Origin of the sequence: Curtobacterium citreum (assembly GCF_006715175.1) — a bacterium.
Taxonomy (GTDB): Bacteria; Actinomycetota; Actinomycetes; order Actinomycetales; family Microbacteriaceae; genus Curtobacterium; species Curtobacterium citreum.
On sequence record NZ_VFMQ01000001.1, the window covers coordinates 1902112 to 1925474 of the forward strand.

The 23363-nt window shown below is 71.8% G+C and carries 20 protein-coding genes and 4 tRNA genes; 16 read left to right on the forward strand and 8 right to left on the reverse strand.

Going from position 1 to position 23363, the window contains the following annotated elements:
- Nucleotides 1-74 precede the first annotated feature (74 nt).
- The 10 genes from FB462_RS08975 to csrA are packed head-to-tail and all read left to right on the forward strand — an operon-like array spanning nucleotide 75 to nucleotide 8567.
- Complete coding sequence (locus FB462_RS08975) at nucleotides 75-953, forward strand: flagellar motor switch protein FliM (RefSeq protein WP_141861453.1); 879 nt, start codon at nucleotides 75-77, stop codon at nucleotides 951-953.
- Nucleotides 950-1654 (forward strand): flagellar motor switch protein FliN, encoded by a 705-nt coding sequence (fliN, locus tag FB462_RS08980; protein WP_058740401.1) that lies wholly within the window; start codon nucleotides 950-952, stop codon nucleotides 1652-1654. Before FB462_RS08975 ends, fliN begins: the two co-directional genes overlap by 4 nt.
- Nucleotides 1655-1662: 8 nt before the next feature.
- The gene (locus FB462_RS08985; RefSeq protein ID WP_141861455.1) at nucleotides 1663-2187 is read left to right on the forward strand and encodes a FliO/MopB family protein; all 525 of its coding nucleotides are present in this window, start codon (nucleotides 1663-1665) and stop codon (nucleotides 2185-2187) included.
- Complete coding sequence (fliP, locus tag FB462_RS08990; RefSeq protein ID WP_141861457.1) at nucleotides 2184-3005, forward strand: flagellar type III secretion system pore protein FliP; 822 nt, start codon at nucleotides 2184-2186, stop codon at nucleotides 3003-3005. Before FB462_RS08985 ends, fliP begins: the two co-directional genes overlap by 4 nt.
- A complete protein-coding gene (fliQ, locus tag FB462_RS08995) occupies nucleotides 3005-3280 on the forward strand; it encodes a flagellar biosynthesis protein FliQ (RefSeq protein WP_058740403.1) in 276 nt (91 codons plus the stop codon). Before fliP ends, fliQ begins: the two co-directional genes overlap by 1 nt.
- Entirely contained in the window at nucleotides 3280-4056 is a 777-nt protein-coding gene (locus FB462_RS09000) for a flagellar biosynthetic protein FliR (RefSeq protein ID WP_114851099.1), read from the forward strand. Before fliQ ends, FB462_RS09000 begins: the two co-directional genes overlap by 1 nt.
- 4 nt (nucleotides 4057-4060) lie before the next feature.
- Nucleotides 4061-5293: an EscU/YscU/HrcU family type III secretion system export apparatus switch protein gene (locus tag FB462_RS09005; RefSeq protein ID WP_114851100.1), complete on the forward strand. Its 1233-nt coding sequence runs from the start codon at nucleotides 4061-4063 to the stop codon at nucleotides 5291-5293.
- Nucleotides 5290-7344 carry a flagellar biosynthesis protein FlhA gene (locus FB462_RS09010; RefSeq protein WP_141861459.1) on the forward strand — a complete coding sequence of 685 codons (2055 nt, stop codon included), beginning with the start codon at nucleotides 5290-5292 and terminating at the stop codon, nucleotides 7342-7344. The genes FB462_RS09005 and FB462_RS09010 overlap by 4 nt, the downstream gene beginning before the upstream one ends.
- Entirely contained in the window at nucleotides 7319-8293 is a 975-nt protein-coding gene (locus FB462_RS09015) for a hypothetical protein (protein WP_141861460.1), read from the forward strand. Before FB462_RS09010 ends, FB462_RS09015 begins: the two co-directional genes overlap by 26 nt.
- 4 nt (nucleotides 8294-8297) lie before the next feature.
- Nucleotides 8298-8567: a carbon storage regulator CsrA gene (csrA, locus tag FB462_RS09020; RefSeq protein WP_058740408.1), complete on the forward strand. Its 270-nt coding sequence runs from the start codon at nucleotides 8298-8300 to the stop codon at nucleotides 8565-8567.
- Nucleotides 8568-8704: 137 nt separating this feature from the next.
- On the opposite strand, the gene FB462_RS09025 is transcribed toward csrA, so the two are convergent.
- A complete protein-coding gene (locus FB462_RS09025) occupies nucleotides 8705-10819 on the reverse strand; it encodes an acyl-CoA dehydrogenase family protein (RefSeq protein WP_114851103.1) in 2115 nt (704 codons plus the stop codon).
- Between the two features lie 211 nt (nucleotides 10820-11030).
- Between FB462_RS09025 and FB462_RS09030 the strand changes: the two genes are divergently transcribed.
- A complete protein-coding gene (locus tag FB462_RS09030) occupies nucleotides 11031-12494 on the forward strand; it encodes a peptide MFS transporter (protein WP_141861462.1) in 1464 nt (487 codons plus the stop codon).
- 185 nt (nucleotides 12495-12679) lie between these two features.
- Here the strand turns inward: FB462_RS09030 and FB462_RS09035 are convergent, their stop codons facing one another.
- From FB462_RS09035 to FB462_RS09055, 5 genes are all read right to left on the reverse strand, one after another.
- On the reverse strand, nucleotides 12680-12988 hold the full coding sequence (locus FB462_RS09035) for a hypothetical protein (RefSeq protein ID WP_229666702.1): 309 nt from the start codon (nucleotides 12986-12988) through the stop codon (nucleotides 12680-12682).
- Between the two features lie 208 nt (nucleotides 12989-13196).
- Complete coding sequence (locus FB462_RS09040) at nucleotides 13197-16577, reverse strand: ATP-binding protein (RefSeq protein ID WP_141861465.1); 3381 nt, start codon at nucleotides 16575-16577, stop codon at nucleotides 13197-13199.
- Complete coding sequence (locus FB462_RS09045) at nucleotides 16574-17341, reverse strand: DUF4194 domain-containing protein (RefSeq protein WP_114851106.1); 768 nt, start codon at nucleotides 17339-17341, stop codon at nucleotides 16574-16576. Before FB462_RS09045 ends, FB462_RS09040 begins: the two co-directional genes overlap by 4 nt.
- Nucleotides 17338-18864, reverse strand: a complete 1527-nt coding sequence (locus FB462_RS09050; RefSeq protein ID WP_141861467.1) for a DUF3375 family protein — start codon at nucleotides 18862-18864, stop codon at nucleotides 17338-17340. Before FB462_RS09050 ends, FB462_RS09045 begins: the two co-directional genes overlap by 4 nt.
- Nucleotides 18865-18979: 115 nt before the next feature.
- Nucleotides 18980-19052, reverse strand: a tRNA-Val gene (locus tag FB462_RS09055).
- Nucleotides 19053-19419: 367 nt separating this feature from the next.
- On the opposite strand from FB462_RS09055, the gene FB462_RS09060 reads away from it, so the two are divergent.
- From FB462_RS09060 to FB462_RS09070, 3 genes are all read left to right on the forward strand, one after another.
- Nucleotides 19420-19491, forward strand: a tRNA-Gly gene (locus FB462_RS09060).
- Nucleotides 19492-19573: 82 nt separating this feature from the next.
- A tRNA-Cys gene (locus FB462_RS09065) sits at nucleotides 19574-19647 on the forward strand.
- A gap of 15 nt (nucleotides 19648-19662) precedes the next feature.
- A tRNA-Val gene (locus FB462_RS09070) sits at nucleotides 19663-19737 on the forward strand.
- 593 nt (nucleotides 19738-20330) lie between these two features.
- On the opposite strand, the gene FB462_RS09075 is transcribed toward FB462_RS09070, so the two are convergent.
- Nucleotides 20331-21473, reverse strand: coding sequence for a site-specific integrase (locus FB462_RS09075; RefSeq protein WP_141861469.1), 1143 nt, complete (start codon nucleotides 21471-21473; stop codon nucleotides 20331-20333).
- Entirely contained in the window at nucleotides 21473-21712 is a 240-nt protein-coding gene (locus tag FB462_RS09080) for a hypothetical protein (RefSeq protein WP_208738905.1), read from the reverse strand. The genes FB462_RS09075 and FB462_RS09080 overlap by 1 nt, the downstream gene beginning before the upstream one ends.
- A gap of 694 nt (nucleotides 21713-22406) precedes the next feature.
- Here FB462_RS09080 and FB462_RS09085 point away from each other — a divergent pair.
- Both FB462_RS09085 and FB462_RS09090 read left to right on the forward strand, forming a co-directional pair.
- Nucleotides 22407-22580 (forward strand): DUF4177 domain-containing protein, encoded by a 174-nt coding sequence (locus FB462_RS09085; RefSeq protein ID WP_114851120.1) that lies wholly within the window; start codon nucleotides 22407-22409, stop codon nucleotides 22578-22580.
- A gap of 1 nt (nucleotide 22581) precedes the next feature.
- Entirely contained in the window at nucleotides 22582-23211 is a 630-nt protein-coding gene (locus FB462_RS09090) for a hypothetical protein (RefSeq protein WP_114851121.1), read from the forward strand.
- Nucleotides 23212-23363 lie beyond the last annotated feature (152 nt).

Consider the following 23363-nt stretch of genomic DNA (forward strand, 5'->3'; position numbering starts at 1 on the left):
AGGCCCCCGCCCCACCGGCCCCAGTCCGGGGGCCAGCACTGACGCGCGCCCGCCGGCGGCCGACAGACGCACCCGTGACCGAGACCCTGCCAGCGCCCGAGGTGTACGACTTCGCGCGCCCGTCGACGCTCGCCCGCGAGCACGCCAGGGTCCTCGAGCTCGCCTTCGAGACCTTCGCCCGGCAGTGGGGCACGCAGCTGACCGCCAAGGTCCGGGCGGTCAGCCAGGTCACCTGCGAGCAGGTCGAGATGACGACGTACGACGAGTACGCCGCGTCGCTGCCCGCCCTGACCGGCATGGTGCTCCTGCCGATCGCCGGCATCGCACCCAAGGGCGTGCTGCAGGTACCGCTCGACGCCGCCCTGACCTGGGTGTCGCACGCCCTCGGCGCCTCGAAGCCGCTGCCGACCCCCGACCGCACCTTCACCCCGATCGAGCAGGCGCTCGTCCGGAAGATCGTCGAGGACGCCCTCGACGACCTGCGCTACTCGTTCGGCGGGCTGCTCACGCACGAGGTCGCGACCGGCGGCTTCCAGTTCAACAGCCAGTTCGCACAGGCCGCGCAGAAGGGCGACCTGATGATCGTCGCCTCGTTCGCGATCCGCGTCGGCGACCGCGTCGCACCGGGGACCCTCGCGCTGCCGGCCGAGGCGCTCCTGCCGCAGCTCGGCGAAGACACCTCGAGCGTCACCGCCGCCGACGCGAAGGCCCTGCTCGACGCGCAGCTCGCGGCGGTCCCGGTCGGTGTCAGCCTGCGCTTCGCGCCGGCGACCGTGCTCCCCGCGCGGGTCCTCGGCCTCGCGGTCGGCGACGTCCTGCCGCTGCCGCACCCGCAGCACCGCCCCCTCACCATCGCCGTCGACGGCGAGCCCGTCGGCACGGCCGCCGTCGGCGCGAACGGTTCGCGCCTCGCCGGCATCGTCGTCACGACCACCACGGAGCAGCACGCATGACCACGACCACCCTCCACACCGCAGCCGCCGAGTCGCTCGCGGCGCAGCTCCCGACGGCGGCCCCCCTGTCCGCGGTGGCACAGCCTGGAGGCGCGCCCGCGGTCGTGCTCGAAGCGGCGGCCGACGCGGTGGTCGCGTCCTTCGTCGGCGGCCTGTCGGCCGACCTGGCCCTGGTGCTCACCGACCTGGAGGCCGTCGTCGCCGCCGGCGGCACCGACCACGGGATCGTCGCGGTCACCGACGTCCTCCGCCCGTCCCTCGAGGCCGCCGCCGGGGTCCTCGGCGTCGGGGTCCTCGGCGAGGCCCGCCGCGAGTCGGCCGCGTCGCTGTTCGCCGACCCGGAGACGGTCGTGTTCGCACTGACCGCCGGCGGCGTCCCCGGTGGGTGGTTCGGCCTGCGCGTCCGCGAGAACGGCACCGTCTCCGCCCCGGCCGCCACGCCCGCCGTGCCGACCGGGAACCTCGGCCGGATCAACAACGTCGAGATGACGCTGACGGTCGAGATCGGCCGCACGCGCATGTCCGTCCGCGACGTCCTCGGCATGGAACCGGGCGCCGTCGTCGAGCTCGACCGCAGCGCCGGGGCCCCCGCGGACGTCCTGCTGAACGGTCGGCTCATCGCGCACGGCGAGGTCGTCGTCGTCGACCAGGACTACGCGGTCCGCATCACGAAGATCCTCGACGTCGCCGAGAGCGTCTGAGCCCGGCCGTGGACACACTGGTCATCGTCCTCCGCGTCGCCCTGTCGCTCGGCGTCGTGCTCGCCCTGATGTGGGTGCTGCACCGCCGCGTGTCGAAGGGGCAGCTCGGCCGACCGAAGGCCCGCGGCCGCCGAGCCGCGTCCGTCGAGGTCGTCGGGCGCACCGGCATCGGCGGCAAGGCGAGCGTCGTCGTGGTGGACGTCGAGGGGGAGCGCCTCGTCCTCGGCGTGTCCGAGCACGGGGTCGCGCTGCTCACGAGCGGGCAGGCGCCCGCTCCGGAGCCCGAGCTCGCGATCGTCACGTCCGCCGACCGGTTCCGCGCCGAGCTGGAGCAGCAGGACGACCCCGCCACGATCCTCCCGGTCGGAGCGGCCGAGACGGCCGAGGTGACGGCGTCGCTGCCCATGCGTCCGCGCAACCGGCGTCCGCAGCGCACCTTCGTGCCGACCAACCGTCAGCTGCACGGTTCGATCCTGTCCGCCGACACGTGGCGGCAGGCCGCGGCTGCGCTCCGCGACCGGCGGGCCGGGTGACCGCCGCACGCGTCGGCCGCCTCGTCACGCTCGTCCTGCTCGGCGCGGCGGTGCTCGCCGGCCTGCTGCTCCTGGACCCGACCGGCGCACACGCCGCCGGGGTCGTCCAGCCGAGCGCGCCCGCGACGCCGACCCCGCCCGCGACCGGGGACTTCAGCGTCAGCGTGAACGGTCCGGACGGCAGCCCGTCGTCGGCGGTCGTGACGCTCCTGGGCATCACGCTCCTCAGCGTCGCCCCGTCGCTGCTGCTCATGATGACGTCCTTCACGAAGATCTTCGTGGTCCTCGCGATGACCCGGAACGCGCTCGCGCTCCAGGGCATCCCGCCGAACCAGGTCCTCGCCGGACTCGCGCTCTTCCTGTCGCTCTTCGTGATGGCACCGGTGCTCGGGCACATCAACGACGACGCCCTGCAGCCGTACCTGGCGGGGCACGTCGACTTCGCGACGGCGGTCGAGGTCGGGACGAAGCCGCTCCGCACGTTCATGCTGCACCAGACGCGCGAGGAGGACGTCGCGCTCATCACCCGCGCGGCCGGTCAGGCCAACCCGAAGGACATGGACGCCGTCCCGATGACGACCGTGATCCCGGCGTTCGTGATCTCCGAGCTCCGCAGCGCGTTCATCATCGGGTTCGTCATCTTCATCCCGTTCCTGGTGATCGACCTCGTCGTGTCCGCAGCGCTGATGTCGATGGGCATGATGATGCTCCCACCGGTGATGATCTCGCTGCCGTTCAAGATCCTGCTGTTCGTGCTCGTCGACGGGTGGGGGCTCATCATCCAGTCGCTCATCGAGAGCTACCAGGTGGTGCACTGATGAACCAGCAGGCCGTCATCGACCTCACGCTCCAGGCGCTCCTGGTGTCGGCGAAGCTCGCCGCCCCGGTCCTCGTGACCTCGCTCGTCGTCGGGTTCGCGATCTCGCTGTTCCAGTCCGTGACCCAGATCCAGGAGGTCACGCTCTCGTTCGTGCCGAAGGCCGTCGCCGTCGCGATCGCCCTGGTCGTCTGCGGCAACTGGATGATCTCGGAGATGGTGGCGTTCACGCACGTCGCGTTCGACATGATCCCGAAGCTGCTCGGGACCGGCTGATGGACCTCGTCGTCGACGGCGCGCGGCTCGAGGCCACGATGCTCGCCGGGGTGCGGCTCGTGGCGTTCTTCGTCATCGCGCCGCCGTTCTCGTACCGGGCGTTCCCGGCGACGATCAAGGTCGTCCTCGGGCTCGCCCTGGCGATCGGCCTCGCGCCGCACGTCGGCGCCGGGTACGTGCAGGCGGACACCGGGGCGTTCCTCCTCGCCCTCCTCACCCAGCTCGCGGTGGGGCTCGGGCTCGGGTTCCTGGTGTTCCTCGTCTTCGCCGCCGTGCAGTCCGCCGGTGCGCTCATCGACCTGTTCGGAGGGTTCACCCTCGCGCAGGCGTTCGACCCGCAGTCCCAGGTGAACGGCGCGCAGTTCACCCGGCTGTTCCAGATGGCGTCCCTCGCGCTCCTGTTCGCCAGCGGGGGCTACCAGCCCATCGTCGGCGGACTCGTCCGGTCGTTCGACGCGGTGCCCCTCGTCGGCACCGACGGTGCACCCGGCACCTTCGCGGTCGGGTCACTCGCGGCGCTGCTCGTCACCGCGATGTCGCAGATGTTCCTCGCGGCGCTGCAGATCGCCGGCCCGCTCGTCGTCGTGCTCTTCCTGGCGGACGTCGGACTCGGGCTGCTCACCCGGGTCGCACCCGCGCTGAACGCCTTCCAGATGGGCTTCCCGATCAAGATCGGGCTGACCGTCGTGTTCGCCGGCGCGCTCTTCATGGCCCTGCCCGCGGTGGTGTCGTCCCTCACCGGGGACGCCGTCGCCGCGATCACCGGACGGGGGTGACGGCGTGTCCGACGGCGGCAGCGGGGAACGGTCCGAGCGGGCCACCCAGAAGCGCATGCAGGAGGTGCACCGGAAGGGGCAGCTCGGCCGGTCGCAGGACCTCGGCGCCTGGGTCGGGATCGCGACGGCGGCGCTCATGATGCCCGCCGCGATCGGCAGTGCCGCCTCGGCCGGGCAGGAGCAGCTGCACGTCGTGCAGCGGGTGATCGCCGACCCCACGACCGCCACGGCGCGGCAGGCGCTCGTCGACGCGTTCGCCTCGATCGGGGCGACGCTCGGCCCGATGCTCGGCGTCGTCGCGGTCGCCGTCGCGGCGGTGTCCGTCGCGCAGGGCGGGGTGCACTTCCGTCGGATGACCCCGCAGCCGGACCACTTCGACCCGGTCGCCGGGATCAAGCGGGTGTTCGGCGTGCAGGCGCTCTGGAACGGGGTGAAGGCGCTGCTCAAGACCGCGGTCGTCGGGCTCGTGCTCTGGTTCGCCGTGCAGTCGCTCGTGCCCGTGCTCATGACGAGCGGCTCGCTGCCGCTGTCCGCGGTGCTCGACGCCGCCGCGGCCGGCACCGGGACGCTCCTGCGCGCCGCCGTCGCCGCGGGGCTGCTCCTCGCCGCGGTCGACGTCTTCGTGGTTGTCCGGCGCAACCGGAAGCGCACCATGATGACCAAGCAGGAGGTCAAGGACGAGTCGAAGCACAGCGAGGGCGACCCCCTCGTGAAGTCGCAGCGACGCTCCCGCCAGCTGGCGATGAGCCGGAACCGGATGGTCGCCGCGATCGGGGACGCCGACGTCGTCATGACGAACCCGACCCACTACGCGGTCGCGCTCCGCTACGAACCGGGGAAGTCCGCTCCACGGGTGACCGCGAAGGGTGCCGGGCCGGTCGCCGACGTCATCCGCGCCAGGGCCGAGGAGGCCCGGGTACCGATCGTCCGCGACGTCCCGCTCACCCGGGCGCTGCACGCCGCGTGCGAGCTCGGGCAGGAGGTCCCGGTCGACCTCTACACGCCCGTCGCCCGCGTCCTGTCGTTCGTGATGGCCCTCAAGGCCCGCGGTGCCGCGGCGGGCACGCACGCCGCACCCCGTCCGACCACCCCGGCCGAGGTCGCCGCCGTCCTCGACCCCGCCACCCTCAGCGGCGACCTGCGTCCGCGCCGGCTCCGCCCGTCCCGTCCCGCCGCCGACGCGGCACCCAGCCCGTCGTCGTCCGCGACCTCCGATCCGCAAGGGGTTCCCGCATGAACCGCAAGGACCTGCCGAAGCTCGCCGTCCCCGTCTTCATCGTCGGGATCGTCCTGCTCCTGATCCTGCCGGTGCCGTCGTTCCTGCTCGACGTGCTCATCATCTGCAACATCCTGCTGGCGCTCGTGATCCTGCTCACGACGCTGTTCGTGAAGAAGCCGCTCGACTTCTCGGTGTTCCCCTCGCTGCTGCTCGTCGCGACGCTGTTCCGGCTCGGCCTGAACGTCGCGTCCACCCGGCTCGTGCTCGGCGAGGGGTTCGCCGGCGACGTCATCCAGGCGTTCGGCCACGTCGCGGTCTCCGGGTCGGTGATCATCGGCGCGGTCGTGTTCCTCATCCTCGTGGTGATCCAGTTCGTCGTCGTCACGAAGGGCGCCGAGCGCGTCGCCGAGGTCGGGGCGCGGTTCACCCTCGACGCCATGCCGGGCAAGCAGATGGCGATCGACGCCGACCTGAACGCCGGGCTCATCACGGACGCCGAGGCGAAGGAGCGCCGCGCGGCCGTCTCCGCCGAGGCCGACTTCTACGGCGCGATGGACGGCGCATCGAAGTTCGTCAAGGGCGACGCGATCGCGGGCATCCTGATCATCGTCATCAACCTCATCGGCGGCATCGCGATCGGCATGCTGCAGAACGGCCTCTCGATCACCGACGCCCTGTCGAAGTACGGCATCCTGACGATCGGCGACGGGCTCGTGACGCAGATCCCGGCGCTCCTGATGGCGGTCTCGACGGGCATGATCGTGACCCGGTCCGGCGCGGAGACCGAGATCGGCGCCTCGGCGACGAAGCAGCTGACCCAGTCCCGCAACGCGCTGATGATCGCCGGGGTGGCCGCGATCGCGATGGGCTTCATCCCCGGCATGCCGATCGTCCCGTTCCTGCTCATCGGCGCCGGCCTGCTGTTCGCCGGATGGCGACTCGCCCGGCAGGCGAAGCGCGAGGAGCAAGCGGCCGAGCAGCAGCAGGCGCTCGAGGCCGCGGCGCCCACGTCGGACAGCCCCGAGGACCTGCTCGAGCAGATGCGCGTGCACGCCCTCGAGATCCTGCTCGCCCCCGACCTGGTCGACATGGTGTCCGGCGCCTCGGACGACCTGCTCGGTCGGGTCCGCGCGCTCCGCCGGAAGATCGCCGTCGACATGGGGATCGTCGTGCCGCCGGTGCGGACGCGCGACAGCATCGACCTGCCGCCGGCGACCTACGCCATCCGGATCGCCGGCGTCGAGGCCGGTCGGGGGACCGCGCCCGCGCGGAGCGTCCTCGCACTCGGCGACCAGCTCGACGGGCTGCCCGGCGCGGTGACGGTCGAGCCGGTGTTCGGGCTCGCCGGCAAGTGGGTCCCCGCCGAGCTCCGGCACGCGGCGGAGATGACGGGTGCGACCGTGATCGACCGGGTCTCCGTGCTCGTCACCCACCTGCAGGCCGTGATCGGGGACAACGCCGCACGGCTGCTCACGCGCGAGGACGTCAAGGTCCTCACCGAGGGCGTCAAGCAGGTGAACCCGGCCGCGGTCGAGGAGCTCGTCCCCGGCATGCTCTCGCTCGCCGAGGTGCAGCGCGTGCTCCAGGGCCTGCTGTCCGAGCGTGTCCCGATCAACGACCTCGGCCGGATCTGCGAGGCGCTCACCCTCCGGGCCAAGGTCTCGACGGACCCCGAGGGACTCGTCGAGGCCGCCCGCACCGCCCTCGGTCCGGCCCTGCCCGCGCGCTACGCCGAGGACGGCACGCTCCGGGTGATCATGATCGACCCGCTCCTGGAGCAGTCGATGCTCGAGGGGCTCCGGCCGTCCGAGCAGGGTACCCAGATCGTGCTCGACGCGCACCGCATCGAGCAGGTCCTCGGGTCCCTCCGCGACGCCGTGCGCTCGGTCGAGGAACAGGGGCTCTCCGCCGTCCTGGTGTGCGCCCCGCAGCTCCGCCCGGCCGTGCACCGCATGGTCTCCGCGCAGGCGAACGGCCTGCCGGTGCTGTCGTACCAGGAGGCCACCGCCGCGGGCTCCACCATCGAGACCGTGGGGGTGGTCCGTGCCGCCGACCCGATCGCTGCGTAGGGGCCCGACGCTCGAGGCGGTCCGCGAGGCCGTCCGCGCCGAGTTCGGCACCAGCGCCCGCATCGTCTCCGCCGAGCGCGTCACGTCCGCCGGCATCGGCGGGCTGTTCCGCCGCGCCCACGTCGAGGCGGTCGTCGAGGTCGCCGACCCGACCACCCCGCCCGTCGCGCGGGTCGCGATCGCGGACGGTCCGGTCGTGCGGGTCGGCATCGCCGCGCTCCTCGCCGACGCCGAGGCGGCCGAGGACCGCATCGCCCGCTCCGACGGCACCGCGACGGCGCGTGCCGACGCGTTCGCGTCGGTGCTCGACGGGTTCGTCGCGGACGGGATCGCACCGCGCGGAGCTGCAGCCACGTCCGTGCCCGCATCCGTGCCCGCATCCGTGCCAGCGGATGCATCCGTGCCCGTGCCGGTGCCGGTGCGCGGGCCCGCCGGGGCCGGCCCCGAGCCGGACGCGGGCTTGGTCGACGGGGGCGGGTCGCGCCTCCAGGACGGTGCCGGCGACCAGCCTGGAGGCGCGGTGCCACCGGTCCTGTCGGCCCCCGTCGTGCCGGCGGTGCGGTCCGCCGACGGCGACCTGGTCCTGCTGGTCGGCCGACCGACCGACGTCGACGCAGCGGCCGGCGTCTTCGCGATGCGGCACGCGCTCCAGCCGACCGACGCCGCGGACCGGCGGGCCGGGATCCTCGCCCGCGCGGCCGGCGTGCAGGCCGGGCACGCGCTGCTCGGCGTCGCCGCGTGGGACGACGTCGCGACGACCGAGGGCCTCGCGCCGGATCAGGTGTGGGTCGTCGTCGACGTCGGCCGGAAGCACGAGGACACCGTGGCGATGGTGTCGGCCGTGGCGTCGCGCACGTCCGTCGCGGGCATCGTGGCGATCGGTGCGGGGGAGACCGCCACGCCGGAGTCGGTGCACCGGTTGGGGGTCCCGGTCCTGTCGCTAGGCTGACGGGGTGCTGGTACTCACGCGGAAGGTCGGCGAGCGGATCCTCGTCGGTGACGACGTCGTCATCACGGTGCTCGACAGCCGCGGGGACGGCGTGCGGATCGGTATCGACGCACCGCGCGGGGTGAAGATCCAGCGCGAGGAGGTCGTGCGCGCCGTCACCGAGGCGAACGCCGAGGCGGCTGCCGCCGCCGCGTCCGCCGGTGCCGCGGGGCCGGACGACGCCGAGGCGCGGCTGCGGGCGGCGCTGGGGCGCACCGCGCCGGACCCCGACTGAGGCGTTCTGCGCCGGACCTCGCGCCGGGGCGCTCCGCGCTGGACCCCGACCGGGGCGTTCTGCGCCGGACCCCGACCGAGGCCCGGCGCTCCTGCGGCTCCGACTGGGATCCCGCCGCCTGCCCTGCCTGCGGATCGCTACGGCCGGGGCTTCTTCTCCTGCTCGGGCAGGCGTCCGGCGGCGGCCTCGGCCGCGAACCACGCCGCTGCCTCCTCCTGCCGGGCACGCTCCTCGCCGAGGGCGATCGGCGCCCGGACGTGCTCCGGCTCGTAGCCGAACGACTCGATCAGCTGCGGGACGATCGGCCGGATGCGGGCGACGAGCCGGTCGACGTACGCCGACACCGCGCGACCGCGCTGGGCCGACAGCCGACCGTGCAGCAGGTACCAGTCCAGGTGCTGCTCGAGCAGCCCGAGGGCGAACAGGTCGCGCAGCCAGACCAGCGTGCGTCGGGTGTCGCCGGGGGCGACCTCCTCGATCGCGTCCGTGAACGCCTCCCACTGCATGAGCTCCGCGTGCGCCTTCGCCGCCTCGATCAGCTCGTGCTGCGAGCGGTTCAGGAGCTTCGCCGCCTTCGCTCGGTCCTTGCCGGCCGAGGCGAGCCGCAGTCCGATCTCGGTCACCATCGTGTCGACGCGGCCCTGGAGCAGCTCGCGCTGCGTCCGGGGGTCCTGCAGGTCGGTGACGGAGGCCGCGAGCGACCCGCGGTCGGCGACGGTCTGCCCGAGCCGGCGCAGGCCGGACGCGTCGGCGAGCTTCGCGGCCGCCTGGGCGGCGACGAAGCGGGCCGTCGACGCCGGGTCGCGCGGGGCGCGGGCGCGGAAGTCGGTGAGGAGCCGCTTGCCGACGAGCTGCAGCAGGATCGTGTTGTCGCCCTCGAACGTCACGTAGACGTCGAGGTCGGCGCGGAGACCGGTGAGGCGGTTCTCGGCGAGGAACCCGGCGCCACCGCAGGCCTCGCGGCACTCCTGCAGGGTCTCGAGCGCCGACCAGGTCGACATCGACTTGAACGCCGCGGCCTGGGTCTCCAGGTCCTCGCGGCGCTGCGGGGTGTCCTCGCGCCCGCTGAACACGTCGTCGAACGTGCGCAGGAGCTTCTCGTGCGCGAACGACTGCGCGAACACCGTCGCGAGCCGGGGGATCAGGCGACGCTGGTGTCGGCCGTAGTCGAGCAGCACGCCCTCGTCACCGCCGCCGGTCGGGAACTGCCGACGCTCCATCGCGTAGGTCAGGGCGATCTGCAGCCCGATCTTCTGCGCGACCACGGCCGCACCGTCGAGCGAGACCCGACCCTGCACGAGGGTGCCGAGCATCGTGAAGAAGCGGCGTCCGGGCGAGGCGATGGGGGAGCTGTACGTGCCGTCCTCGGCGACGTCGCCGTACCGGTTGAGCAGGTTCGTGCGGGGGACCCGGACGTGGTCGAACCAGAGCCGGCCGTTGTCGATGCCGTTCAGGCCGCCCTTGACGCCGTCGTCCTCGCCGCCGACGCCGGGCAGGAAGGCGCCCTCGACGTCGCGGAGCGGCACGTAGAAGGCGTGCACGCCGTGGTCGACGCCCGCGGTGACGAGCTTCGCGAACACGACGGCTGCTCTGCCGTGCAGGGCTGCGTTGCCGATGTAGTCCTTCCACGCACCGCGGAACGGCGTGTGGATCTCGAACTCCTGCGTCGCCGGGTCGTAGGTCGCCGTCGTCGCGATGCTCTGGACGTCCGAGCCGTGCCCGGTCTCCGTCATGGCGAAGCAGCCGGGCACGTCGAAGCGGATGATCCCCGGCAGGAACTCGCGGTGGTTCCGCTCGGTGCCCAGGTGGTGCACGGCCGAGCCGAACAGTCCCCACTGCACGCCGGCCTTGATCTGGAGCGACGGGTCGGCGGTGGTCAGCTCCTCGAACGCGGCGAGGTTGCCGCCGTGGTTCTCCTGCCCGCCGAACTCGAGCGGGTACGGACGCTGGATCGCGCCGGCGTCGACCAGGATGCGGAGCTGCTCGAGCGCACGGGCACGGTGCTCGGGGACCGGCTGGCCCTCGATCTTGTGCACCGCGGGGTCCTTCGTCAGTCGACGGGAGATCCGGCGGTCCTCGGCCCACCGTCCGAGCAGGAGCTCGCCGAGGAGCGTCGTGTCGATGCGGACGTCGGTGTCCGTCGAGCCGACCGGGGTGCCGGCCGCCGGGTCGCCGGCGGCGCTGGCGTTCGGGGCCTCGGTCGCCGGGGCTGCGGTCGTCGAGCTGGGGCGTGCGGGTGCGGTGTCGACCATGCGTGGAGCCTTCCTGAACTGCTCTGTCCGTGTTGCAGAACCCACGCTAGGCACCGCGACCGACAGTCGCGTGAACGCCGTGTCCGCCGAACAAGACCGTCGCGCTGCCCGGCTCGCGCGTGGTGGGAACCCTCCAAAACGCGCCGGAGGGATTTTGTTCGCACCCCTGCTCGATTCGGCCGTCGTCGCGAGCGCGGGGCACAGTGGACGGATGTCCAGCACCACCGCACCCGACTCCCGGGAGCACAAGCGCACCTTCTTCGGGCAGCCGTTCGAGCTGTCCACACCGTTCGCGGTCGAGCTCTGGGAACGGTTCTCGTTCTACGGCATGCAGGGGATCGTCCTCCTGTACATGTACTACACGGCGTCGCAGGGCGGCCTCGGCATCAGCGAGGGCATCGCCACCGGCATCATGGGCGCCTACGGCGGCGCGGTGTACCTCTTCACCATCGCGGGGGCGTGGGTCGCCGACCGGCTCGCGGGCGCGGACCGGACGCTGTTCGGCAGTGCGATCGTCGTGATGGCCGGGCACGTGGCACTGGCGCTCGTCCCGGGGGTCGCCGGGGTCGGGATCGGCCTGGTGCTCATCGCGCTCGGGTCCGGTGGCCTCAAGGCGACCGCGACCACCATCGTCGGCGGGCTGTACAGCCGCGACGACCCCCGGCGCGACGCCGGCTTCTCGCTGTACTACCTCGGCGTGAACCTCGGCGCCTTCGCCGGCCCGCTGCTCACCGGGCTGCTACAGAGCACCCTCGGCTTCCACTTCGGCTTCGGACTCGCGGCGATCGGCATGGCGGCGGGGCTCGTGCAGTACGCGATCCGCCGTCCGAAGCTCCCGGACGCCGTCCGGCACGTCACGAACCCGGTCGACCGTCGTCGGCTGCCCCTGCTCGGCGGGATCGTCGCCGTCGTGCTCGTGCTCGTCGTGGTGTCCGTCCTGACGGGGCTCCTGACCGTGCGGAACCTGCCGACCGTCGTGGTCGCCGTCGTGGTCGTCGCGACGATCGCCTACTTCGTCGTGATCCTGTCGAGCGGACTCACCGCCGACGAGCGGTCCCGCGTCGTCGCCTTCATCCCGCTGTTCATCGCGAGCGCGGTGTTCTGGTCGCTGTACCAGCAGCAGTTCACCGTCGTCACGGTGTACTCCGACCAGCGCCTCGACCGGTCGTTCTTCGACTGGACGATGCCGGTCTCGTGGATCCAGTCGATCAACCCGGTGTTCATCATCGTGCTGTCCGGCGTCTTCGCGGCGATGTGGACGAAGCTCGGTGCCCGGCAGCCCTCGACCCCGACGAAGTTCGCGCTCGGCACGGGCATCATGGGCATCGCGTTCCTGCTGTTCCTGCCCTTCGTCGGCACCGGGGAGAACGGCACGCCGCTTGTGGCCCTCGTCGCGATCCTGCTCGTCTTCACGCTCGCCGAGCTGCTGCTCTCGCCGGTCGGCCAGTCCGTCGCGACGAAGCTCGCGCCGCCGAAGTTCCAGACGCAGATGGTCGCGCTGTTCTTCCTGTCGGTGTCGCTCGGCACCGCGGTGACCGGTGTCCTGTCGGCCTACTACGACCCGACGGACGAGGCCCCGTACTTCACGGTGCTCGGCCTCGTCGCGGTCGTCGTGGGTGTCGTGCTGCTCCTGCTCGCGAAGCCGGTGCTGAAGGCCATGCGGGGCATCCGGTAACCTGGAGCGGACCAGCCCGGCCCCGTCACCACAGGAGTCCACCATGCTCGAACTCATCGCAGGCGTCATCATCGGCATCGGCGTCCTCGGGGGCGTCGGCTTCTGCATGGCCGTCGCCGCGATGATGAAGAGCGGCTCCGAGGAGTACTAGGCCTCGCCGCCCCGGGGCCCGTCGCGGCCCGGGGTCACTCCGCCGGTTCGACCGGCACCAGTTGACGACCCAGGACGGTCGCGCGCTCGAACGGGCCGCGGCCGTCCTCGGTGTGTACGGGCTCGTCGAAGGCGACCACCCACGCGCGCTGGACGCCGCCGAGCTGGTTCCCGCCCGGCGCCACGACGACCCCGACGGGCTCGCCGACCCAGCGGTCCCCGCCGCGCTCCGACGGGACGACCCGGACGAGGGCGCCGATCCCGATGCCGCTCCCGCTGCCGTTGCGGCTCCCGTTGCCGGAGGCGTCGTCGGGCCGGGGGCGGGGAGGTCGTCGTCCGAACACCCGCTCACCGTACCGCGCGTCCCCGGACGCCCCGGACGCTCCGGACGCCCCGGACGCGCCCGGACGCGCCCGGAACCCGAGCGCGGCTCCGCGAGCGTGCACGACGTGCCGCGTGCGCATCGTCCGGCGGGCGCGAAGTGTCGGCGGGGGACGGCGAGCGTGCCACATGTGGCACGCGCGTCCGCCCCCTCGCCCCGCCGCGCCGCGCCTACGCCCGGGCGATCTCCGTGATGGACGAGTGGCCCGTGTCGGGGTGCTTCCGCATCGACAGCAGCCGCTCCATCGAGGGCTCGAGCGCCGTGACCTTGTCGAGCGGCGCACTCACCACGAGCTGGAACCCGAGCCGGAGCCACGCCGTCACGGCACGCCCCGCGAACTCCGAGTCCGCCTTGATGAACGCTTCGTCGAGGAACACCGGCGCGAACCGGGGCCGTGGACGGGTCTCGTCGCCGAGCTGGTAGCGCAGGGCCGCCCCGACGATGAACGCGACGAGCTCCTGCGTCTCGCCGCCGGACTTGTCGCCGAGCGAGGAGTACACGCCCAGGTCGTTGCCGTCCACGTCGTACCGGACGGCCGTGATCTCCATGTGCCGGCGGACGTCGAGCACCGCGTCGCGCTGCGTCGTGCGCCCACGGGACCCGCCCGGCTCCGGCCGGATGACGGCCATGAACCGGCGGAGCCGTCGGAAGCGGGTCTCGAGCACGTCGTCGGTCAGCTCCGTGTCCACCGAGGCCGACAGGGCGCGGAGCTCCCGGCGGAACGCCGTGACGTCCTCGCGCGTGACCCGGCGGATCTGGATCTTCAGACGGTCCCGGTTCGCACCGAAGGGCAGCTCGCGGAGGATCTCGTTGACGGGTTCGAGCCGCTCCTCGATCTCGACGACCGCCCGGTCGAAGGCTCCGGCGAGCGGCACGAGGTCCTCGCCGCTCCACTGCGACAGCCGACGACGCCACTCGGTGCGTCGGGCGTGCAGCCCGGTGGCGACGATCTCCTCGAGGATCGCGTGGTAGTCCGGCCACGACGCGACGCCGGTGCCGAGGTTCGGGTCCGGCCACGCGTCCTGGTACCGCTGGAACGTCACGGTCAGGGCGTTCGAGGCCGCCGCAGCCCCGTCGAGCGCCTGGGTGAGCCGCTCCTCGAGTCGCCGGCGCAGGCGGCGGGTGGCGTCGTCGAAGCCGTCGATGCCCTCGGGGGCGCCGACCTCCTCGAAGGTCTCGGCCAGCAGCTGCGCCTGCGCGTCGTCTGGCACGCTCCCCGGTGCCGAGTCGAAGCGCTCGAGGATGTCCGCGGCGGCGTCCTGCCCGTCGACGAGCACCGCGTGGCGCTCCTCGAGCCGGGTCACCTGCTGCCGGGCGCTCGCGCGTCGGTCCGCTGCCTCGTCCAGGGACCGGCGGAGACGGGCCACGGACTCGCGGAGCGTGCGGAGGCCGTCGTCCGCGGCGAGCAGGGCCTGGCGTTCGGCGTCGAGCCGCGCGAGCGACTCGTCCGCACCGGCGACGTCGATGCCGTCCCACGTCGCGTCCACCAAGTGCTCGTGGGCGGCGCGGACGACGTCGAGCGCGGCGAGGTCCTGGGCGACGTCCGTGCGGCGGGCCTCGAGGGTCGCGAGGTCCTGCGCGATCGCCGCGAGCTCCTGCTCGACCGCGGCCACGCGGGCCTCGTTCGTGAACCCGATGACGTTCGACTGCCGCCGGTCGCCATGCGCGCCGCGCTTGCCGTCACGGAGCTGTCCGGACGGGGTGACCCGGCGGCCGCCGCCACCGAGCTCGGCGGCGGTGTCGACGCAGCGGGCGTCGATCCGGTCCGACTCGATGCGCTCCCGCACCCACGTGCTGAAGGGGGAGTCCTTGATGGTGAGCTTGCCGGAGACCATCGCGGGGTCGCCGTCGAGGTCGAGGTGCGGCCCGGTCGGGACGCCCTCGAACTGCACCCGGACGGGCAGCCGCAGGGCGTCGATCGCCTGGCTGAAGTCGGCGAGCCGGTCCTGGTCGACCAGGAGCGTGCGGGCGACCGGCGCCAGGACGGACTCGATCGCCGTGCGCCACTGCTCCTCGCCGGGGAGCACGTCGAGGAGCTCCGCGACGTACGGCAGCGACTCGGGGTCGATCCCGGCCGCGCGCGCCATCGCCAGGCGTGCCTCGTGCATCGGCAGCGGCATCGCACCCTGCCGGTGCTCGAGCGACTGCCGCTCCTGCCGCAGGGTCCGCTCGCGGTCGAGCAGCGGGTACTCCTCGCGGGTCAGCGCGTCGCGGCGCTGGTCGAGGGCGACGCGCTGCCGGGCGACCGAGCCGAGGAACTCCCGCGAGGTCCGCTGCGCCGCGCCGAACGCGGCCTCGGTGTCGAGCGTCAGCCCGAGCGGCGCGGTGCGCTCCTCGAACGTGGCCCGGGTCCGGGCGATGGTGTCCCGCTCGCGCGTGCCGCGGTCGATGCGGTCCTCGAGCTGCGCGAGCGCGTTGCCGCCCTGGTCGCGCAGGCGCCCCTCGGCCTCGCGGAGCTCGATCTCGACGGCGGCGTGCCGGGCCTCGGTCGCGGCGACGTCGGCGCGGGCCGCCGTGCGCTCGCGGGTGTTCCGGTCGACCTCGGCGTCGAGCAGGGCGCGCTTGCGCGAAGCCGTCCAGTGCGCGAAGGGGGAGACCTCGGCGCCGGGGGCGATGCCGTCCAGTGCCGCCGCGGCCGCGCGGGACCGTTCGATCTCGGCGTGCAGGTCGACGATCGGCTCGAGGATGCGGACCTTGCGCTCCTCGGTGTCCATCGCCTCGTACGCCTCGTCGAGGGCGGAGAAGTGCGCGAGCGCCCGGTCGGCGGCGTCGTACGTCCCAGGCGTCTCGAGCACCAGGGACTTGTACAGCGCGTCGACGGTCGGCAGGTGCTGGCCGGCCTGGATGCGGGCGAGCAGGCGCATCGCCCGGTTGCCGCCGCCCGAGTCGCCGATCCCGAGCCGGGTCTGCAGCGTGTACGCGAGCTCCTGGTAGGTGTCCCGCACGACGAGCCCCGGCACCCGGCTGGTCAGCTCGAGGTGGTGGAACCGGGACGGCACGAACTCCTCGAGCCGGCGCAGGTCGAACGTGTCGTCGACCGTCGCCATGGTCATCTGGATGTCGCCGACGCCCCGCGCCCGCTTCGGCACGACGTAGGTCCGCAGCACGGTGAAGCGCCGTTCGTCGTCGTTCCGGAACGTCACCGCGACCGCGCCCCACGTGGTCTGGTCGTCCCCGCGCAGGTTGACGTCGCGCAGGGCGCCGGTCTCCGGGTCCCGTCGCGTGTCGACCTTGCCGCGCAGGTAGGTGAGCAGGTTGCGCTGGTCGGCGCTCCGGGCGCGCCCGGTGGTCGCGTCGTTCGACGCGCCGTTGAACGGCACGTCCGACGGCATCATGACCGCCAGGTACGCGTCCATCAGGGTCGACTTGCCGGTGCCGGAGGCGCCGGAGATCAGCGTCGCGGTGCCGGACAGCTCGACGTGCCGGTGGCCGTGGAAGCCGCCCCAGTTGACGACCTGCATCGACTCAGCACGCCACTGCGCGACGGTGTCGAAGAGCGCGTCCATGCCCCAGGCGGGCACGCCGGCGGGGTCGGTCGCGGTGTCGGTCATGCGCTCGGCTCGCCTTCGTCGTCGGTGTCGGTGGGCTCGGCCGGGAGGCTCGTCCCGGCGCCGTCCGTCGGCTCGCCACCGGCGGCGGTCGCGTCGCGCAGCCAGTGCTCGAGCTCGCGGAGCTGCTCGAGGGGGAGGAGCACCTCGACGACGCTGGCCACCCGGAAGCGGTCCGGGTCGGAGGTCCTCACGAGGACCCGGGCGGTCACCAGGCGGTCGATCGCCTTCGCGACGCGGGACTCGTCCCGGGTGCGGTCGGTCGACGGCGGGAGGAACCCGGCGACGTGCCCGGTGATCTCGGACCGGTCGACGACGACCTGGTCCAGGCCCGGGCGGGGGTCGGCGCGCAGCCGCATCCGCAGGTAGACGAGGACGATCGTCTCCTCGCGCGTGTACGGGACGTCGCGCAGCAGCGTCGGGAAGGCCCGGCGCTGGCTCTCCGAGCGGGCCTGGCGCTTCCAGGCGACCTCGCGGTCCCGGTCGACGTGCAGTTCGAGGAACAGGTCGTTCAGCCGCGAGCGGAGCTGGTGCTCGCCGTCCAGCACCGCGCGCCACTCGTCGGCGTGCGTGCGGGCGCTGACGTACGTGCTGCGGAGCAGCGCGACGAGCGCGCGCCGCTGCGGCTCGTCGAGCCGTCCCTCGTCGCCCTCGAAGAGGGCGAACGTGGTCTCGTCGCGTTCGTCGTCACCGGTCGTGTCGACGACGCCGAGGTCCGTCTCGTCGCGGTCCACGCTGTCGACGGGAGCCGTCGTCGTGTCGCTCACCGTGCCTCCTGGCCGTTGTCGTGGTCGTGCTGGGTGTCCGCCGGCGCGCCGGTCAGGGACGCCGTGGGCATGTGGAAGGTGACCGGCTCGCCGTCGGGACGCACCGTGCGGTGCGGGACCACGTGCGTGGCGGTCTCGAAGTCGTCGTTCCCGGTGAGCAGGTGCGCCAGGCCGAACAGCTCGACCGGCCGGCGCTGCTCCGGCGGGAGCGCGTGGAAGGCGTCGGCGCTGTCCGCGGCGTCGCGGAGCGCCGCGCGGAGTTCCGCCAGGAGCGGGCCGCCGTGCCGACGGAGGCTCTCGACGTCGAGTTCCTCGAAGACGTCGTCGTCGGGCTCCTCGATGGGCGGCGGGACGGCGTCGTTGTCCGGGTCGTGGAAGCGTTCGCGGAGCGTGCCGACCTCGGCCGTCGCGGGGAGCAGGCCGAGCGGGACGCGGTCGCGGGCGCTGCCCTGCTCGATCCACGACGCCAGGCCGCGGTTCACGGAGCGGAGCACGGCGTCGAGCTCGCGGTCCCGGACGACGTCGTGTGCCACGATCTGGTCGCGCAACGTCGCGGTGAGCTGCCGGCGCTGGGCGAGGACGTCCTCGATGCCCTGGCGGAGGATGCCGACCGTGTTGCGGAAGGCCCGGCGCTCCCCGGACCCGAGCGTGTCCGCGAACGGGTGGGCCAGGATCGTGGCGATGTCGTCCCGGAGCCGCAGGAGCAGGGCGTCGTCGCGGAGGAGCTCGAACGCGCCCTCGAACGCGCGGCCCTCCGGCGTCGCCTGCATGAGGTCGTCCGTGCGGGCGAGGTAGTCGTCGAGGATCTCGCCGATCGGGCGCACCTCCTGCCGGAAGTCCTCGACGATCGAGCGGTGCATCGCGGCGACCGCCTCCTCGACGCGCTTGAAGTCGCTCGGCAGCTGCCGGATCAGGTCGGAGATGTTCGTGTAGCCGTCGCGCATCCGGTGGTCGTCGACCGTGACGACCTCGTCGCCGTTCGCCAGGCGGTCCCGCTCGGCCTGCAGCTCGGCGATCTGCGCGTCGAGCCGTCGGACCTGCACGTCGGGGTCCGGTTCGGCGCGCGCCGCCCACCGGTGCACGGCGTCGACGATCATGGCGAGCCGGCTCTCGCTGATGAGGGCCCGGTCGGCGGCCAGTGCATCGACCATGCTCAGGGCCTCGAGGGCGTGGCTCGTCAGGGAGTACTGCTCGTCGCCGTCGGCGGAGTTCGAGCGCACGAGCCACTGCGCCGCCACCCAGTCGCGGCAGAGCGCACGGCCGTTCGGACGCGCGGTGGTGTCCGTCGGCTCGCCCGAGGTCTGGTCGCTCGCGGGCACGCGCGCGCCCGTCGCCTGCAGGCGCGCGACGTGCTCCTCGACCTGCAGGTGCATGCGGTCGGCGGGGACGTACTGGACGTCGCGGTCGAACACCGTCCGGAACACCGCGAGGACGGCGGCGCTCGTCGGGCGGGACATGAGCCGGAGCGTCGGGCGGTCGAGGACCGCACGGACGCGGGCGAACTCGAGGTCGACGTCGGTCATGGGTCCTTCGGGTCGTGCGTGCGCTCGGGGGAACAAGCCTCGGGGGAACAACTAGAGCCCGACGCGATGGCGCCGGGCTCTACTTGGGTGTTCTTCAGGCCCTGAATGGGCACTGTGGGCGATACCAGACTCGAACTGATGACCTCTTCGGTGTGAACGAAGCGCGCTACCAACTGCGCCAATCGCCCCCTGCACTTGGGTGCCTGTCGATAGTAGCGGACGTTGGAGGGTGTGCCGAACACGTGCCGCCGCCCGGGTGTGGCGCGGTCGGCCGCGGGCACGGCTGCGCTGCTCGGCGGCGTGCTCGGCGGGAGGTCTCCGGTGCTCGCCGGTGGACGGTGGAGCAGAAGGCGTCGGGTTCCCGCTCCCGACTCGACGGTTGCTACTCCATCAAGGGTCGTCGGATGGCGCCGGACCGGCCCGGATCCGCATGAACACGGGGGACACGCCCGGTGAACGGGGAGGATTTTGGCGGATGCCGTCCGGTTCGTATAGAGTTCTTCTCGTCGCCGCGACAGCGGAGAGACAGAGGCGGGCTTCGGGCCGCTTCGAAGTGCGGATGTGGCGCAGTGGTAGCGCATCACCTTGCCAAGGTGAGGGTCGCGAGTTCGAATCTCGTCATCCGCTCGAGTGTGGGAGTCTCCGGACGACCACGACTCACCAGAGGGTATCCCACCGTTCGGGTACTCACGGAGACGTGAACCTCGATGGTGGGGTGGCCGAGAGGCTAGGCAGCGGCCTGCAAAGCCGTCCACGCGGGTTCGAATCCCGTCCCCACCTCCAGCTCCACACTCCCCTGGGCGATTGGCGCAGCGGTAGCGCGCTTCCCTGACACGGAAGAGGTCACTGGTTCGATCCCAGTATCGCCCACCAGCCGAAAACCCCCGGAAATCCGGGGGTTTTCGTGTTTCTCCACGCGTTGCCCAAGGCTCGGATCAGGTGCCGTGGCACGGTTCTGGCACGATCAGCGAAAGCTTCCACCGCCCTACGTCTCGCCCGATGTCGGGTAGGCGACGCGTCAAGAGATCCGGTCGATCGACGCGTCCTGATCGCACCATGTCGTCGATGCGCGACAGTCGGCGCGTGCCCGTGATGCGAGCGACGTCGCAAAGAGCCCGATGGAATCAGGCCCTGGTGCTCGCAGCCGAGGCACGGCAGGTACTACCTGGCTCGACGCAAGGACGTCGCCGGGCGGCGGTCCGGTTCGGCAGGACAAGGCGTCCCCGACCTGATGCACGGGCTCTTCGGGTAGCGCTCGAGACGTGTCCTTCGAGTAAGGATGATCCGGGAAGTCGAACCCGACGCATGAGTCCTTCCCGCGCGCGCGTCGCTCGGTTCCGATGCTCCGCGGGCGGTGCGCAGCCGTGCTGTCAGCTACTGGAAGCAAGCATGAAAGCCGAATGCCGGCCTGTCGACGAATCGAACAGGCCGGCACTCGGCGCGAAGGATGAAGGGGGAGAGGGCGGTCAGAGCCGGTCCGCGATGCCCGCTCCAGAGTCGAGGTCGCCGAGCTTGGTGACTAGCGGGTCGAAGTCGGCCGGGAAGAGTCCGGTGTAGACATCGAGCGTGATGCTCGGCTTGGCGTGACCGAGCATGCCCTGCACGAGGGGCACGGTGGCGCCCGCGGAAACCCCGAGGCTCGCGGCGGTGTGCCGCAGGTCGTGCGGGGTGAGCTTCGGGAAGTGCTGCACGACCGCTCCGCGCGCGAAGTTGCTCGTTGGCCAGCTTGCGATCGCACGCCGGACGGCTGGAGCGAAGACTCGACGCCGCCAGGTCGAGAGCCTGAGCATGCCGCCCCCCGGCCCGGTGAAGACGAGGTCGTGTGCCTCACGCCCTGCCGAGCGTCGTCGGAGCGGCTCCATGACCTGCGGCACTCCCGGAACCTGTCGAGCCTTGCCGTTCTTGGGCGGACCGAGCACGAGCTCGCCCCTGACCTCGGTCGCGGACCTGCGGACGTGCACGACGTTGTTCGCGAAGTCGAGGTCGGCGAACGTGAGAGCCGCGGCTTCGCCGAACCGCAGTCCTGAGAACGCCAGGAAGGCGATGAGCATCCGGTCGCGCTCCTGCGCTTCGTCGAGGAGGTGCGCGACCTGCGGGGCGCTGAGGTAACCGTGCTCGCGCGTCACCACCGTGGGCAGCTTGACTCCTCGCGCCGGGTTCCCGGTGTGTAGGCCCTGCTCGACACACTCCTCGAGGACGCCCCCTAGGATCTGGTGCGCCTTCTGGATCGTTTGCGCACCGGCGCCGGCGGCGTGGATGGACTCCACCCAGGCTCTCACCGACTTCTTCGTGAGCGCCTCCAGGGACGTCTCGCTCCAGTACGGCGTGATCCACTTGCCCGCAACGGCCGCACGGTTCGCGACCGTGGTAGCGGCGAGCGTCGCGCGTCGAGCGAGGAACTCGTCGATGAACGGGCCGAGCTTCTGCGACAGGTCGGACTGAGTGCGGTAGTTCGGCTTGCTCATTGCGATGAGGTTCGCCGCGGACCAGACCTTCGCGTCACGCTTGGTCCGAAACCCACGCTTCCGCGTCCTTCCGCCGTCCGGCTTCGTGTACCCGACCTCGAACCGCTTGCCCTTCGCCGTCTCGTATTCACGGATCGTGGCCATCAGGCAGCCACTCCGTTGTGCGATACGCGCGTCTGCTCGACATAGTCGAGCAGGTCACCGAGGCGATAGGCCACGGAGCGGCCGACCTTGATGTACGCGGGACCGCGGCGGAGGTAGCGCCGCTGGGCGAGCGTCCCGACGGACGTGAGGAGGAACGATGCGGCTTCAGCCGGTTTGAGGAGAGCCGCATACTTCTGGGTGAGCTCGCGGGTCTCCGATTCCGCGGTCAGGCGGCTCAAGGACGTGGGCATGGGCAGTTCGCTTTCGGTGCTGGACGTAACGGGCTTCGTCAGCTCGTTGCCTCCCGGAGTGGGTGACACACCGTCTATGCGCGAACGCCACATCAGCCGTGGTGAAGGAGGCTAAGCCCAGGTCACGTCGGCGAGTCGTCCTCCGCTGATGGGACGGGCTCGGTTTGTACGGAAGACCTCCGTCACTTCAGGCGTTCAGCGAGGCTCGACGCCGGGGCCCCTGGTGCTCTCGTTGAGCGAATCGTTCTCCGAACGGGCCGGTTGCGGCCATGCGTTACGGTTCCGGAACTCACGTCGTAGCCGCTGCCCCGATGACCGTCGATGACGCCGTCATCGGTAGCAGGACTGTCTGCGGCAGACCTGCCGCGCACGAATTCTCTCCGTGATCACCAAGGATGAGATGCCAGTGACTTTGACAGAAGCCAGTGCGGTCGACCGGATCGCGCGGAGTGGCGTCCGGTCCGTATGGCGCTTCCTCTTTGCATCGGGATACTCGTGCTGACCGAGGGCGTCGGGGCACTGCGTCGTCACCTCCCAGGAATCCCCGCCGTGCGCGGGGGGGGGGGGGGGAACCGTGCGTAGGGAAGGATGGTCCCGTCCCAGCAGAGTAGTCGTGTTGTGTCTTGGCAAAGTAGACGCGTCCGCACTGGTTGCTAACGTCGACACGGGTTGAGAGGGCAAGATGAAGCGCTACGAGTACGTCACCATCAACGGGTCTGGCAACGAGGCGAAGCACGTCGCAGTCTTCAACGAGACCATCAACCGCTACGCAGCAAAGGGATGGACGGTTGCGCAGATGGTGCGCCCGTCTGTCATCGGTCCGCTCGGCGTGCTCTTCGAGCGAGAAGAAGTTTGAGGTGGCTCGCACAGAGCGGCCCACCCAGGCGATGTACGCGGCGATCGGCCGCACGGCGGCGGAGTCCGCGCGGGTCGAGCAGAACCTGCGCGAGTTGTTCGCACTTCTCATCGAGTCGCCTTACGGCCGGGTGCTCACGGCAGGCGAGGACATCTCGCGGCTTCAACAGATGTGCCTGCGGGCCGCCCGCTACAACAAGAAGATCACCGAGGCGCAGCTCGAACAGCTCATCGCGATCGACAAAGCGATCAGCGCGGCTCGGCCGCAGCGCAACTTCCTTGTGCACTCGGTTTGGTACCGGATGAAGACGCCCGGTGAGCACTACGGCGAGCGGAGCAGTCGACCGGCCACCTCCCGGAACGGTGCAACGACGTCTGAGCACGCCGTCTGGACACTCGATGATGCGAAGGAAGTCGCGGACTACTACGAGAAGATCGCGGGGCTCTTGGAGCGGTTCATAGATCAGACATTCGAGGGCGTTCGCATCCCGCTGCTGATGAGTCGCGCCCAAGAAGAGAACATCCGGGATCGATGGGAGAAGCTCATGGGCGACTCCCCTCCTTCCGTCGCCCGCACCACGGGACCATCACGGGACGGCTTGTCCGAGTCCGCTCCTGAAGCACAGAGCTGAGCGACATCGAGGGCTCGCGCCGGAGTGCGGCGCGGTCTCTCACCGCCAGCCCGTCCCTTTGATAGCCCCGGAGCGGTTCTTCAGTCGGACGGCGGGTGGTCTGCGAGCTGATGTGCGCGGCCCAGCACTTTCGGTCAGCAATCGGAAAGAGC

Coding starts and splice junctions, on each gene's coding strand:
- fliQ (WP_058740403.1), top strand. CDS start 3,005: ATGAACCAGCAGGCCGTCATCGACCTCACGCTCCAGGCGCTCCTGGTG.
- FB462_RS09075 (WP_141861469.1), bottom strand. CDS start 21,473: ATGGCCACGATCCGTGAATACGAGACGGCGAAGGGCAAGCGGTTCGAG.
- FB462_RS09040 (WP_141861465.1), bottom strand. CDS start 16,577: ATGACCGACACCGCGACCGACCCCGCCGGCGTGCCCGCCTGGGGCATG.
- FB462_RS09050 (WP_141861467.1), bottom strand. CDS start 18,864: ATGACCGACGTCGACCTCGAGTTCGCCCGCGTCCGTGCGGTCCTCGAC.
- FB462_RS09000 (WP_114851099.1), top strand. CDS start 3,280: ATGGACCTCGTCGTCGACGGCGCGCGGCTCGAGGCCACGATGCTCGCC.
- FB462_RS09025 (WP_114851103.1), bottom strand. CDS start 10,819: ATGGTCGACACCGCACCCGCACGCCCCAGCTCGACGACCGCAGCCCCG.
- FB462_RS09085 (WP_114851120.1), top strand. CDS start 22,407: ATGAAGCGCTACGAGTACGTCACCATCAACGGGTCTGGCAACGAGGCG.
- FB462_RS09010 (WP_141861459.1), top strand. CDS start 5,290: ATGAACCGCAAGGACCTGCCGAAGCTCGCCGTCCCCGTCTTCATCGTC.
- fliN (WP_058740401.1), top strand. CDS start 950: ATGACCACGACCACCCTCCACACCGCAGCCGCCGAGTCGCTCGCGGCG.
- FB462_RS09030 (WP_141861462.1), top strand. CDS start 11,031: ATGTCCAGCACCACCGCACCCGACTCCCGGGAGCACAAGCGCACCTTC.